10 protein-coding genes and 3 tRNA genes are annotated in these 13,933 nt (G+C 52.1%); 2 read left to right on the plus strand and 11 right to left on the minus strand.

The features are described 5' to 3' along the window. Window positions 1–155: 155 nt before the first annotated feature. The 3 genes from ACYVG7_RS09210 to ACYVG7_RS09220 form a co-directional block, all read right to left on the minus strand. Complete coding sequence (locus ACYVG7_RS09210) at window positions 156–1,187, minus strand: amino acid ABC transporter substrate-binding protein (RefSeq protein WP_460882851.1); 1,032 nt, start codon at window positions 1,185–1,187, stop codon at window positions 156–158. Between the two features lie 475 nt (window positions 1,188–1,662). Continuing rightward, entirely contained in the window at window positions 1,663–2,331 is a 669-nt protein-coding gene (locus tag ACYVG7_RS09215) for a TIGR01621 family pseudouridine synthase (RefSeq protein ID WP_460882852.1), read from the minus strand. A gap of 62 nt (window positions 2,332–2,393) precedes the next feature. Then, window positions 2,394–2,481, minus strand: a tRNA-Ser gene (locus tag ACYVG7_RS09220). A 186-nt stretch (window positions 2,482–2,667) separates the two neighbouring features. Between ACYVG7_RS09220 and yccS the strand changes: the two genes are divergently transcribed. Beyond that, window positions 2,668–4,824, plus strand: a complete 2,157-nt coding sequence (gene yccS, locus ACYVG7_RS09225) for a YccS family putative transporter (RefSeq protein ID WP_460882853.1) — start codon at window positions 2,668–2,670, stop codon at window positions 4,822–4,824. Between the two features lie 37 nt (window positions 4,825–4,861). Beyond that, the gene (locus ACYVG7_RS09230; protein ID WP_460882854.1) at window positions 4,862–5,191 is read left to right on the plus strand and encodes a TusE/DsrC/DsvC family sulfur relay protein; all 330 of its coding nucleotides are present in this window, start codon (window positions 4,862–4,864) and stop codon (window positions 5,189–5,191) included. 146 nt (window positions 5,192–5,337) lie between these two features. Here the strand turns inward: ACYVG7_RS09230 and ACYVG7_RS09235 are convergent. The 8 genes from ACYVG7_RS09235 to lon form a co-directional block, all read right to left on the minus strand. Next, window positions 5,338–5,411: transfer RNA gene (locus ACYVG7_RS09235), tRNA-Cys, on the minus strand. 10 nt (window positions 5,412–5,421) lie between these two features. Further along, a tRNA-Gly gene (locus ACYVG7_RS09240) sits at window positions 5,422–5,497 on the minus strand. Between the two features lie 126 nt (window positions 5,498–5,623). Further along, complete coding sequence (pgsA, locus tag ACYVG7_RS09245) at window positions 5,624–6,175, minus strand: CDP-diacylglycerol--glycerol-3-phosphate 3-phosphatidyltransferase (protein WP_460882855.1); 552 nt, start codon at window positions 6,173–6,175, stop codon at window positions 5,624–5,626. Window positions 6,176–6,222: 47 nt separating this feature from the next. Further along, a complete protein-coding gene (uvrC, locus tag ACYVG7_RS09250; protein ID WP_460882856.1) occupies window positions 6,223–8,055 on the minus strand; it encodes an excinuclease ABC subunit UvrC in 1,833 nt (610 codons plus the stop codon). 71 nt (window positions 8,056–8,126) lie between these two features. Continuing rightward, window positions 8,127–8,774: a UvrY/SirA/GacA family response regulator transcription factor gene (uvrY, locus tag ACYVG7_RS09255; protein WP_460882857.1), complete on the minus strand. Its 648-nt coding sequence runs from the start codon at window positions 8,772–8,774 to the stop codon at window positions 8,127–8,129. Window positions 8,775–8,930: 156 nt separating this feature from the next. After that, a complete protein-coding gene (ppiD, locus tag ACYVG7_RS09260; protein ID WP_460882858.1) occupies window positions 8,931–10,844 on the minus strand; it encodes a peptidylprolyl isomerase in 1,914 nt (637 codons plus the stop codon). Between the two features lie 130 nt (window positions 10,845–10,974). After that, window positions 10,975–11,247, minus strand: coding sequence for an HU family DNA-binding protein (locus ACYVG7_RS09265; protein WP_460882859.1), 273 nt, complete (start codon window positions 11,245–11,247; stop codon window positions 10,975–10,977). A gap of 211 nt (window positions 11,248–11,458) precedes the next feature. After that, window positions 11,459–13,816, minus strand: coding sequence for an endopeptidase La (lon, locus tag ACYVG7_RS09270; protein ID WP_460882860.1), 2,358 nt, complete (start codon window positions 13,814–13,816; stop codon window positions 11,459–11,461). Between the last annotated feature and the right edge of the window lie 117 nt (window positions 13,817–13,933).

Here is a 13,933-nt window from a genome sequence, read left to right on the forward strand (position 1 = left end):
TTTTTGCGATTAAATCAGATCACAAACGAAGCCTTTTTTCTATCTATTTCAATTGGTTGTAGCTAAAGATCCTGTACATGAATGCGGCTATAGAAAACAAGCACAAAACAGCTGGAGCATGGCGGCAATAATGGCCGCCATGCTCCATGAAATGCTTAGCGGATTGGCGGTGCGTACATGAAACCACCCTGGTTCCACAGCGCATTCACACCCCGATCGATCCCCAGCGCCGAGCCTTTACCCACGGTACGCTCGAACACTTCACCATAGTTACCCACTTGCTTGACGATCTGGTAACCCCAGTCCGGCTGGATGCCAAGAACCTTACCAGAAGGCTCTTCCAAGCCGAGCAAGCGACGGACATCCGGATTCTTGGATGCTTTCATCTCATCGACATTCTTGCTGGTGACGCCCAACTCTTCAGCGCTGACCATGGCAAACAGAGTCCATTTCACCAGAGTTGACCACTGCTCATCCCCTTGACGAACCGCAGGGCCGAGAGGCTCCTTGGAAATCACTTCCGGCAGCACCTGAGCGGCATCCGGCTTGGCCAATTTAATCTTCAACGCATAGAGTTGAGATTGATCCGAGGTCAGGACATCACAGCGACCAGACTCAAATCCCTTCACCGTCTGATCCGAGGTATCAAACACCACCGGGGTGAATTTCATGCCATTGGCCTTGAAGTAATCCGCGACATTCAATTCCGTGGTGGTACCAGCCTGGATACAGATGGAAGCACCATCCAGCTCCTTGGCACTCTTCACGCCCAGCGCTTTGTTAACCAGGAAGCCCTGGCCATCGTAGTACAGGGTGGTGGTGAAGGTCAGGCCCATGGTGGCATCGCGGCTCAGAGTCCAGGTGGTGTTGCGTGACAGCACGTCCACTTCACCGGATTGCAGTGCAGTAAAACGCTCTTTGGCGTTCAACGGGATGAACTTGACCTTGTTGGCATCGCCAAAAATACCGGCCGCCAGTGCATGGCAGAGATCCACGTCAATACCTTCCCAAACACCCTTGGCATTCGGATTTGAAAAGCCTGGCAAGCCATCACTGACGCCACACTGCAGTTCACCCTTTTTCTTGATTTGAGCCAAGGTGTCACCTGAGGCTGCTTGAGCTTGTCCAGCCATCAACATCAATGCGGCAGTGGTGGCAATAGAAAGTGCTTTAAATTTCATCTGCATGTGTAATCTTCCCTGTGATTGTTATGAACTAAGTTGGTGCCTGAAAATGATGCCGCCCAGTTGCCCGGCATATTCCATCATCTTGTCAATCTAGCCGCCGATCGGCTGGAACTATCCGCTCCAATCGGTGAGCTCTATTGTGGATATACAGTTCAATCACTACAAAGCAAAGAGCATGCCACTGCCAACTCAATTCACTCGCAGCAGAATGGGACAGCCTCAAGCGCTAGGTCGTTTAGAGCCTCTTCCCCCCTTGCCCCACGCGTTCAGAATGCAAATTCATGCTCTTATGCTCTGTCAGTCAACCGCAGATTAAACCGCGTATGGTTTGTTTCGTTACAAAAGATGCGGAGGATGCTCCAATATGGCGCACCATTTACAGGCAGAATTAAGGGTAGATGAGGAATGATGTAGACAGGGGAAGATCCATTCAGAATGCAACGAAGTTAACACTATGGAACGCAGAGCTTAGCCATTACTCGAGCGCTAGATCCTGCAGTACCCCATGTACCGCCACCGAATCGAATCGTGAACCTTGCTGGGGTAACGCGCTAAATATCCACGACTGTCCGGCATATTCAAACGACAGCCGAGCCGAATGAAGATAAACCCGATCCGCCAGTGCCGCGCCATACAGCGCATCACCCAGGATCGGTGAGCCCAGACTCTTCAATGCCACCCGGATCTGGTGTGTTTTCCCGGTCTTGGGTTTGATATGAAATAAGCGCACCCCATCGCCGAGCCCAAAGCTATCGAACCAGGTGATGGCTGGATTATGCATGCTTCGACTGAGTAACCAACTCCCTCGGCGACCACGCTCCATGTCACCCTTAATCCAGCCCTGCTTTTTCTTGGGTTTCTGCTCACTCAGTGCCACGTACTCTTTATGCATTTTCCGCTCGGCAAAGGCCATACTCAACTCGCGGTTGGCTTCTGGAGTTCGCGCCAGCAATAACACCCCGGATGTTACCTTATCCAAACGGTGAACCGGATATAACATCATGCCCAGTTGACGCCTCGCCTCACTGATCAGGCCTGGGACGCCCTCCTCATCATGCATACCAATTCCAGGGGCTTTATTCAGCACGACAAAATCGTCATGCACGGCTAATACTGAAAAACCATGATAAGGAGTGGGTGTCATGTCTCGGGCCAACAAAAAAATTACATAGCAAAAGAGCGAGACCTAGGTCTCGCTCTTCAATTTGGCGGAGGGGGTGGGATTTGAACCCACGGATGGTCGCCCATCGACGGTTTTCAAGACCGTTGCATTAAGCCGCTCTGCCACCCCTCCGAACGCCGAAGATACTACTAAAGGGTATTCATGTTGTAAACCCCTAACTTCATTCGATAAATTGTTTGCTCATCCTTTAAGCATCCGGCTCTATTTCGTTGCCGTAGCGTGTGACGGGAGGCATATTTTTCGTGTTACCTCGATTTTCGGGTACCATTAGAAAACCATGATCAACCCTTAATTCTCATGCCGAAGACTCTCATTCATCCGCTGCGTCGCTTGACCATGGATAGCCATTTTTTCTTTGCGTTGAAAGTGATGGTCGCCATTCTGGGTAGCCTGATCCCGGCCTTGTGCTGGGGCATGACCCAAGAAACCGTCATTTTATCCTTGGGGGTCGTCGCCGGCGCCATTGGTGAGCCCGATGATAGCGTCCCAGGACGGATCAAAAATCTGGGCGTCACCATGGTCTGTTTTGTCATCGCCACGACATCGGTCCAGCTTCTGTATCCCTATCCCTGGCTGTTTGCGATCGGACTCTTCCTATCGACGATTGGCTTCATCATGCTAGGCGCATTCGGACCTCGCTATGCGACTATCAGCTTTGGCTCTCTGCTGGTCGCCATCTATTCGATGCTGGGTGCGGCCCATGCCCCGAATCTATGGTTCCAACCCGTATGGCTCTGCCTCGGAGCCTTGTGGTACGGCATCATCTCCCTGCTGTGGCTCAAAGCCTTGCCCCACAAAGCCGTGCATGAGCAGCTATCCCAAGTCTTCTTCGCCTTGAGCCAATATTGCTATGAGAAGTCGCGCTTTTTCCCGGTGAAACGGGATCAGGTCGCCGCCATTCGTCATAACCTGGGGCAATTGAACATCAGCTGTGTCTCGCATATGCAGATCACCAAGGCGATGTTGAGTGGTCGCTTGACTGCGGGTTGGGATCCCCATCTGGAGCGGCTGCTACAACTCTATCTCTTGGCACAAGAGATCCATGAACGCGTCGTTGCCAGCCACTATCTGTATGACCGTTTGCAAGATGACTTGCAACGCCATGCCATCCTCGACGGCTTCCGCGAGGTCCTCGAGCAACTGGGTACCAGTACGAAACAATTAGGCTATGCCGTGCTGATGCAGCGCGACTACGCACCCGATAAAGGTCTCACCTGGGTGATGACGGCGCTACGCGATCAGCTCGCCTACATCCAGTTACAGCGGGAAATGCCGGAGGCGTTGCGCTCCTCGCTGCTCTTTTTGCAACAAAATCTGGCCGCGATACTGCAGTTGTTGATACAAGCATCAACACTCACAACTCACCTGGATGCACCGATCAGCCAATTGAGTCATCGACAGCTGGCCAAATCCCCCCGTGCGGATTTAAAGCAGTTCGGTCAGCAGCTGATGACCCCATCCCCGCTGCTGCACCATGCTCTGCGGATGGCGTTATGTCTGGTCGCGGCTTACGGTTTGCTGCAATTGTTTGCGATCCAGCAAGGCTTTTGGGTGCTATTGACCTGTCTGTTCGTCTGCCAATCCAGTTATACCGATACGCGACGTCGGATCTTTCAGCGTATTGGCGGCACCTTGCTCGGTCTTGTCTTGGGTGCGCCCCTCATCTGGCGGTCCCCCTCACCTACCGTCCAACTAGTCGGCATGGCAACCGCCGCGGTTTTGTTTTTTTCCCAGCTTCGCAACAATTACAGCGCCGCCGTGACATTCATTACTCTCTACGCACTCAGTGCCTTTGGCTTACTCGGGGTCGAAAGTAACGTTCTACTATTACCGCGCTTATTCGATACTCTACTCGGCGCAGGGATCGCCTTTATTGCGGTGATGGGGTTATGGCCAGAATGGCAACATCGACACCTGCCCCAACTGCTGCAGGGATCACTCCTGGCCAGTAAAAGCTATCTGGTGGGTATCCTGGATGAAGCCGCAGGCTCGGCTGATGAATTGCAGTATCGCATCGTGAGGCGCCAGGCCCATCTGGCCGACAATGCCTTGGCTCGTGCTTGGCAAAACATGTTGGCGGAGCCTAAAGACAAACGTCGATTCTTACGCATCTGCGCCGCACTGACCCAGCGTAGCCATACGCTGATCGCCTATATCTCGACGCTAGGAGCGCATCGAAAATTGCTGAGCGGTCAGTTTTTGCCAGCACAAAAAAATCTGGTCGACGGGATCACTCAGGTGCTGGATGCGGCAGCAGCGGCGATCGTCGGCATCCCCCATAGTCACGGCGAGCTGTTAGTGCTGGAGCAGGTCCCTGAGCTGCCTGAGCAAACCGATAACCGGGAAGTCAGTTGGCTGATCCAGCAGGAGCTGTTGCTGATTGCCGAACAGGCCAATGAATTATTGCGCCTGAGTCGGCTCCTCGAGCCCCTGAAGTTGTCAGCCCGTGATTGAATGATAAAATCTGCACACCTAGATCGAGAGAGCGGTTATGTTGGAACTGGCAGGCAAGTTGATTGAAACCGATGCACAAGGCTATCTGAAGCATCTGGATGAATGGAGTGAGGATTTAGCGCGAGTGATCGCCGCGCAGGAAGCCATCGAGATGAGCGAAGCCCACTGGGAAGTCGTTCACTTTGTGCGTGCTTTCTATGTCGAGTACAAGACATCACCCGCCATTCGGGCCTTGGTTAAAGCGATGGAACAAAAATATGGCGTGGAGAAAGGCTCTAGCCGTTATCTCTATAAGTTGTTTCCGAAAGGCCCCGCCAAGCAGGCCACTAAAATTGCCGGTCTGCCCAAGCCGGTTAAATGCATCTGACCCAACAGCAAATAAACCGTCTCGCGACGGTTTATTACTATCATGCCGCGGCAACCCCAGGCACGGGTTTGCTGACATGAGAGTCGACCGCTTTGGGTAATAACAGTAGGTGGATGAAACAAAAAGGGAGATGAAACAGAAATAGATGGAGGCGCGTTCCGGAGTCGAACCGGACTAGGCGGATTTGCAATCCGCTACATAACCGCTTTGTTAACGCGCCTTTGAGAACTTGGAGCGGGAAACGAGACTCGAACTCGCGACCCCGACCTTGGCAAGGTCGTGCTCTACCAACTGAGCTATTCCCGCTTTGCAAACACCGGAAGATGCGGTGCGGTTGGCATTCTAGCGACATCCATTACAGAGTCAACTATCAAGCTCACGTGCCAAGTTCGTTCGCCTAATATTTCACCGCGCTGACGACAAAGCAGACATCTAGGAGCGACTCGAGGTCAAGTCGCCCCACGCCGCTTTCAGATATTGCATCATGGAAGAGAAGGTCAGAACGACCGCTACATACAAAAGAACATATGAAGCCCACACCACCCAGATATTCGCCTCCCAGATCAATCCGGTCAGCGCCATCATCTGGATCGTGGTTTTCCATTTACCCATCCAGCCGACGGCCACACTGGAGCGCTTGCCCAACTCCGCCATCCATTCTCGAAGGGCTGAAATCAGAATTTCGCGGCCAATCATGGTCAGTGCCGGGATCGTCACTATGATGGTGCTGTAGTGCTCGACGATCAGAACCAAGGCGGTGGAAACCATGATTTTGTCGGCGACCGGATCCAAAAAAGCACCAAACGGCGTGCTCTGGTTCAAGCGCCGAGCCAAATAACCATCAAACCAATCGGTGATTGCCGCCAGCACGAACATCCCTGCAGCCCAGAGATTTGACCACTCGTACGGCATATAGAACAAAATAACGAACACCGGAATTAAAAAAATCCGGAACAGGGTCAGCATATTAGGAATATTTAACATCATGTCACGCCACGGCAAATTCGCTGGCCCATGTTGCCCGAATCGATCTAATGATGCAACGCATCATGTATTTTGCTTGCTAACTCCAGGCTGATACCGGGAACTTTGGCCAACTGCTCAATGCTCGCCTGTTTAACCTCCTGCATGCCCCCGAGAAACTTGAGCAAGCTCTGCCGTCGTTTAGGACCAACCCCAGGAATATCTTCCAGCGCACTGGCCACACGGGCCTTACCGCGCCGCGCTCTGTGACCGGTAATGGCAAAGCGGTGGGATTCGTCGCGGATGTGCTGGATCAGATGCAAGGCTGGCAAGTCATTTGGAAAATGCAGCTCTTCATGGCTATCACCGACGATCAGAGTTTCCAGCCCCGGTTTCCGGCTCTCTCCCTTGGCAATACCGATTAACAGTGGATGCTTGCCGCCCAGCTTATCCAGATGACGCGCCATGATCTCTTCGGCGCGAGTCAGTTGCCCCTTACCGCCATCAATAAACAAAATATCCGGGATCTTGTCGGCGGCTTGCTGTTTACCGAACCGACGCTCCAATGCTTGTGCCATGGCCGCATAATCATCGCCACCGGTAATACCGCTGATATTAAAGCGCCGATACTCACTACTCACCGGACCTTCCCGGTTGAAGACCACACACGAAGCCACCGTATTTTCACCCATGGTGTGAGAAATATCGAAACACTCCATCCGGGCGATCGGTTGCTGTAATTCGAGTAACTCTTCCAGTTGCGCCACGCGTTGTTGCTGGGTGGACTTATGACTCAACTTACTCAATAGCGCGGCTTGCGCATTAGTACTGGCTAACCGGATATAACGCGCTCGTTCGCTACGGGTCCGGCTACTGACACGCACCGCATAACCAGCCATCTGGGTGAAGGTAGCCGCCAATGCATCCTCATCCTCCAGTTCGCAATCCAGCAACACCTCACTCGGGATCTGACGGCCCGCCATACCGGAGAGATAAAATTGCAGCAAGAAGGCATGCAGCAATTCCTCAAACTCCGCATCAACCGGTATGGCCGGGAAATAGTTCCGGCTACCGAGGACTTTCCCTTGGCGAATAAACAGGACATGCACGCTCGCGACACCCTGCTCCATCGCCGCGCCGATAACATCCATATCATCCAGTACGTTGCCACTGACCGATTGCTGCTCCTGGATCTTGCGTAATGCCAGCAATTGATCGCGATACCGAGCCGCCGCCTCGAAAGCCAACTGGGCGCTGGCCTGCTCCATCTTGCTAACCAGATCCGCGATGACCTGCTGATCCTTGCCCTGCAAAAACAGCCGAGCCAATTCCACTTGTGCCTGATATTCCTCTTCGCTGACCAATCCCGGTACACAGGGCCCGGCGCAGCGCTTCAACTGATACAACAAACAAGGCCGGCTGCGATTGGCATACACAGAATCATCGCATTGCCGAATGGGAAATAGTTTCTGCATCAGATGCAGACTTTCCCGCACTGCTCCTCCGCTGGGATAAGGACCGAAATAATCTCCTGCCGACTTCCGAGGGCCGCGGTGCAAGGTCACGCGAGGATGGCGTTGGCGCGTCAGCAGAATATAGGGATAGGACTTATCATCCCGCAGCAGGATGTTGTACTTGGGTTGATGTTGCTTGATGAGATTGTGTTCGAGGATCAGCGCCTCAGTTTCGGTATGGGTGACCGTGAACTCAATGTGGCGGATGTGGCTGACCAAGGCTCGAGTCTTGGTACTACCAGGGTCACGTCGAAAATAGGAGCTCAGGCGTTTCACCAGATCCTTGGCTTTACCCACATATAGAATGACCGCGTCCTCATCGAGCATCCGGTAAACGCCAGGCTGATGAGGGGCAGAGGCAAGGAAGGATTTATGATCAAACGCCATATCAATATTTGCTCGCATTGGAATATGAAAAAGGCGGCCAAAGCCACCCTTTTATGTTGCAACACTAGTCGCTACAGGGATTGAGCATCCAGCATGCCGTAACGCATGGCCATTCGCGTCAATTCGACATCCCCACTGATCTGCAGCTTGTCGAACAGCCGGTAACGATAGCTATTGACCGTTTTAGGGCTGAGACTCAGTTGCTCGGCAATATCATTGACCTTACTACCCCGAGTAATCATCAGCATGATCTGCAATTCACGCTCCGAGAGAGCCTTGAATGGGTTCTCGGCATCATGGCTAGAAAACTGACTCAGCGCCATCTGTTGGGCAATTTCGGGAGAGATATAACGTTGCCCGGAATGAACCGCTCGAATGGCATGAATCATTTCATCAGGGGCAGAACACTTGGTCAGATACCCTGCCGCACCCGCCTGCATGACCTTAGTGGGAAATGGATTCTCGCTGTGAACCGTTAACACGATGATACGGGCATCCGGTCGGGCCCGCAGGATTTTCTTTGTGGCTTCCAAGCCTCCAATACCCGGCATGTTCATGTCCATCAGGATCACATCAGCTTCGTGTTCACGACACCATTGCACGGCAGTTTCACCGTTCACGGCCTCACCTGTGACCTTTAAACCTCGAACATCCTCAAGTATGCGACGGATCCCTGTGCGTACCAGTTCATGATCATCAACTAGGAATACGCTAATCAATCAAGTTTCTCCGCTTGTACAACTACACCACCAAGAGTGCTGGATAAAACCAGCTTTGGCATCATAACCAAACTCGTCCCGTGTGCAAACAAGGACACTTAAAAGTTTGTCGAGCGCCCAAAAAAAACCCCACCGCGAAGGTGGGGTCTCAGGCTATCACTCGAGCGGCTGTTGCTCGCTCAAACTGTTATAACTAATTTTACTATCGGCTCGGGTTTGCTCCAGCAGTGCCTGATACACTACCGTGGATCGACCTTGCGCGAGCTGATTTTGCAGCATAGCTTCCATGGTTGATGGCTTGTCAGACTGGCCTACCTTGTTTAACACCAGAACCACTTGCGAGCCATCCACTTGCGAAACCAGCTCGGCAGAAACCTTACCTGCGACTGGTTTTGCTACACGGAACAACGCCTGGATCAACGAAGCATCCAGATCGGAACTCATGCGCGTCAAGCCAGCACGAACTTCTCGCTTACCCGACAAGCTGGTAACCAGCTCATCAACCGGCTCACCCTTCAGCAGCTTGGCCAATAATTCTTCGGCTTGCTGACGCACCGCTTGTTGAGCTTTTTCAAGTTTCACCGCAGCTTCAACATCGCCTTTCACCTCGTCCATAGGACGAGCCGAGGCATGTTTGAATTCCAACACGTGCAACACCATCGCCTGATTGTCGCCAATGTTGATCACTTCAGAATTGATGTTCTGCTCACGAACTGAATCAGAAAATGCTTGCTGTTTAACCTTAGGATCATTGAACGGCGCTTTGTCGGTGGCCGCGCTGAAGAAATCTGAACTTAAAACTTTAAGCTCCATTTTTTCAGCCACCAGATCCAGTGAGTCCGGATTCTCGAAGCTCAAATCCGCCAGTTGCTGCTGCTTATCGAGAAACAGCTCATGCGCCTTCTCTTCACGCAACTTGCGTTCGACATCTTGCTTCACTTGTTCAAAAGGCTTAACTGCTTCGGGTTGAATACCCAGTAACTTGATGATGTGGTAGCCAAATTGGCTCTTGACCACGGGGGAAAGTTCACCGGTTTTAGCCAAGGCAAATGCAGCCTTGTCAAACTCCGGATCCATGACTCCCTTCTCAAACCAATCCAACACCCCACCCTTACGGGCGGATAATGTATCGGTAGAGTTAGCCGAGGCCAGTTTCGCAAAATCAGCCCCAGCCTTGAGTTCTGTCAGCAGTGTTTCGGCATGCTTCAGCGCCGCCGCCGCATCTTTATCCGCAATCAGGATATGGGCAACCTGACGACGTTCAGCCGTACGATATTGATCAAGATGTTGATCATAATAATCGCGCACATCCTGCTCGGTGATCGCCACCGTGGCTTGCAGGTCTTTGGCATCCAGCAACACGTAGCTGATCTTGACTTGATCCGGGCTCATGAACTGCTTCTGATGCGCTTGATAATAAGCCGACAGTTCAGCGTCAGTTACGGTCATCGTCTTGAGGAAATGATCCACCGGCAGGGTATACAGGGTGGCATCACGAGTTTGTTGCAACAACAGATCGATCGTTTTGACTTCACCAGGAAGCGCGAATTCGCTACCAATCAAACCACCGACCCAATTTTGCCGGACCAGATCCTGACGAATGGACTCGCTGAAACTTTGAGGTGTATAGCCGGCACGGTTAAGCAGATTCAGATAACGTTCATTATCAAATTTGCCTTCACTTTGGAACTCCGGCATAGCGCGGATGGCGGCCTTGACCTGTTCATCGCCAACACGAATGTGAGTCTCGTGAGCCTGTTGGTCGAGCAACAGCTGATCAATCAGCTTATCCAGCACACCTTTGCGCATCTGCTTGATATATTCTGGATTACTCGCCAATTGCGAAAAGTTTTCGCCAAACTGGGATTCCAAACGGCTACGTTCGTTGCGATACGCCGTATCCAGCGCCTGAGCGGTTATGGGTTCGCCATTAACTTCGGCAGGGCTGGTATCCACCGGACTGTTCAAATAGCTACCGACACCCGCCAGGGCAAAAGAGAGAATGATCAGCCAAAAAATGATTTTAGCGATCCGTCCCTGAGCCCCTTCCCGCAGTTTATCCATCAGCATGAATCTTTGCTCCCGATGCAGTGGATGTGAATATAAAAAAGCGCACCTGAAGTGATGCGCCCTGATTTATAAGATTTGAGGATTCAAGCAATTGAATGCAACAACTTCCCCGAAAGGAAAAGGGCGAGCTTTAGTTAACGGCGTCTTTCAACGCTTTGCCTGCCTTGAATGCCGGAATTTTAGCTGCTGCGATCTCGATGGTCTCACCCGTTTGCGGGTTACGACCAGAGCGCGAAGCGCGTTCACGCAATGAGAAAGTACCAAAGCCAACCAGAGAAACCTGGTCACCTGCCTTCAGCGCTTCACCGACAGCATCGATGAATGAATCCAGCGCACGACCGGCTGCCGCTTTAGACAGATCCGCCCCTTCAGAAATTGTGTCAACGAGTTGCGATTTGTTCACGTTTTTCTTCCCCTATTTTTAGCCTTGGTCATAGCTGTTTTCCCTAGGCCATGACGAGTCAACGCTTTATAACAATCCTCCAGAGGGGTTGCAAGTGAAGGCCAACGGGAACCCGCGGCAATTCACGCTTTGCCAACCTCTCTGGTATAGAGCGGTCATATTTCGTACCGCTGGAGAGACGAAAAACAGCCAGTCACCCGGCTGCCCATCGTTATGGTGTAGCTGTTACCACTTCAATTGGAGCAACCGGATTTTGTAGTGCCAGACGCAGCACATCATCAATCCACCGCACCGCGTGAATTTCTAGATCCTGTTTCACATTCTCAGGGATCTCTTCGAGATCCTTGGCGTTCTCCTTCGGGATCACTACACGCTTGATTCCACCCCGATGGGCCGCCAGCAGCTTCTCTTTCAAGCCGCCAATCGGTAATACCTCTCCGCGTAAGGTAATTTCTCCGGTCATGGCGACATCCGAGCGAACTGGATTTCCGGTCAAGCTGGAGACCAACGCCGTGCACATGGCAATGCCGGCACTTGGGCCATCCTTGGGAGTCGCACCTTCCGGCACGTGAACATGAATGTCCCGTTTTTCATAAAAATCCGGATTGATGCGTAGCTGCTCGGCACGCGCCCGAACCACGGTAAGTGCTGCCTGGATAGATTCCTGCATCACATCACCCAGTGAACCGGTATAGGTTAACTTGCCCTTGCCCGGTACATTCGTCGCTTCGATAGTCAGTAAATCACCACCTACTTCGGTCCAAGCCAAGCCGACGACCTGACCAACCTGATCATGGTCTTCTGCTTTGCCATAATCGAAGCGCTGCACACCCAGATATTCTTTCAGATTATCCTGGTTGATCGTGACCTGTTTGAGGTTCTTATCCAGCAAAATAGCTTTCACCGCCTTGCGACACAGCTTGGATATTTCACGCTCCAGGCTGCGCACCCCCGCTTCGCGGGTGTAGTAGCGGATGATACCGACTAGCGCCGAATCCTCGATGGTGATTTCATGGGGCTTCAGGCCATTACGCTCGATCTGCTTTTGCAGCAAATGATCTTTGGCAATGTTGAGCTTCTCGTCTTCGGTATATCCAGACAGCCGGATCACTTCCATCCGATCCAGCAAGGGCCCTGGAATATTCATCGAGTTCGATGTGGCCACAAACATTACGTCCGACAGGTCATAATCCACTTCCAGATAATGATCGTTGAAGCTGTTGTTTTGCTCCGGATCCAGAACTTCCAGCAGCGCTGATGCCGGATCGCCGCGCATATCCGAAGAGAGCTTGTCGATCTCGTCCAGCAGAAACAGCGGATTACGGACACCGACCTTCGCCATCTTCTGCAGCAACTTACCGGGCATGGAGCCGATATAGGTACGACGATGGCCGCGAATTTCGGCTTCATCGCGCACACCACCCAAAGCCATACGCACATATTTGCGACCGGTAGCCTTGGCAATCGACTGCCCGAGCGAGGTTTTACCAACCCCGGGAGGACCGACCAAGCACAAGATTGGACCTTTGAGTTTGTTCATCCGGCTCTGTACTGCCAGATACTCCAGAATGCGTTCTTTGACCTTCTCCAAGCCGTAATGGTCCTGGTTCAAGGTCAACTCAGCCTGCGCCAGATTCTTTTTAACCTTGGTCTTTTGTTTCCAAGGCACCGCCACCATCCAGTCGATGTAGCTGCGCACGACCGTCGCTTCGGCTGACATGGGTGACATCATCTTCAGCTTGCTCAGCTCACCCAGGGTCTTGGTCTTGGCTTCCTCTGGCATTCCAACTTCTTCAATCTTGGTCTGCAGGCCATCAAACTCGTCAGGCGACTCTTCGAGCTCACCCAACTCCTTCTGGATCGCCTTCATCTGCTCGTTGAGATAATACTCACGCTGGCTCTTCTCCATCTGCTTCTTGACGCGGGAGCGAATGCGCTTTTCAACCTGCAGCAGATCGATTTCAGACTCCATCATCGCCATCAAGAACATCAGGCGTTCGGAGATCTCCGGCAGTTCGAGAACCTTTTGCTTGTCCTCGATTTTCAGCGGCATATGGGCTGCCATGGTATCGGCCAGACGAGCAGCGTCATCGATAGCAGAGACTGAGGCCAGAACCTCCGGCGGAATTTTCTTGTTCAGCTTGATGTAGCCTTCAAACTGACTAATCGCCGAACGAACCAGAACTTCTTCTTCTTTTTCGACGATCGCAACCGATTCACACAGATGAGCCACACCGACGAAGTAGTTTTCTTCTTCCGTCAATTGCTCGAGCTCAGCTCGTTGTGCCCCTTCCACCAACACTTTGACCGTGCCATCCGGCAGTTTCAGTAATTGCAGAATGTTAGCAATAGTGCCGACCCGATAGAGATCGTCCAGACCGGGTTCATCGGTGGCAGCCTCTTTTTGCGCTACCAATAAAATACGCTTTTCCTGCTCCATCGCCGCTTCAAGGCAGCGGATAGATTTTTCTCGCCCGACAAACAACGGAATAACCATGTGGGGATAAACCACCACATCACGTAACGGCAAGACAGGTATGACAACGCGTTCAGAACGCTCAAGATTCATATTCTTTTCTCTTGGCATAACGCCTTTGAATGATGCAACTTCGTGAGTATATGGGGGCGCTTCACGCAGATTCAATTGCTCGGTAGGCAAAAAAGCTGAAAGGGGCAAATTGCCCCT

This window comes from Pseudaeromonas pectinilytica (assembly GCF_054780855.1).

What these genes read in the sequence shown, in the direction of transcription:
- ACYVG7_RS09210 (WP_460882851.1), bottom strand. Translation starts at nt 1,187, where the DNA reads ATGCAGATGAAATTTAAAGCACTTTCTATTGCCACCACTGCCGCATTG.
- ACYVG7_RS09215 (WP_460882852.1), bottom strand. Translation starts at nt 2,331, where the DNA reads ATGACACCCACTCCTTATCATGGTTTTTCAGTATTAGCCGTGCATGAC.
- yccS (WP_460882853.1), top strand. Translation starts at nt 2,668, where the DNA reads ATGCCGAAGACTCTCATTCATCCGCTGCGTCGCTTGACCATGGATAGC.
- ACYVG7_RS09230 (WP_460882854.1), top strand. Translation starts at nt 4,862, where the DNA reads ATGTTGGAACTGGCAGGCAAGTTGATTGAAACCGATGCACAAGGCTAT.
- pgsA (WP_460882855.1), bottom strand. Translation starts at nt 6,175, where the DNA reads ATGTTAAATATTCCTAATATGCTGACCCTGTTCCGGATTTTTTTAATT.
- uvrC (WP_460882856.1), bottom strand. Translation starts at nt 8,055, where the DNA reads ATGGCGTTTGATCATAAATCCTTCCTTGCCTCTGCCCCTCATCAGCCT.
- ppiD (WP_460882858.1), bottom strand. Translation starts at nt 10,844, where the DNA reads ATGCTGATGGATAAACTGCGGGAAGGGGCTCAGGGACGGATCGCTAAA.
- lon (WP_460882860.1), bottom strand. Translation starts at nt 13,816, where the DNA reads ATGAATCTTGAGCGTTCTGAACGCGTTGTCATACCTGTCTTGCCGTTA.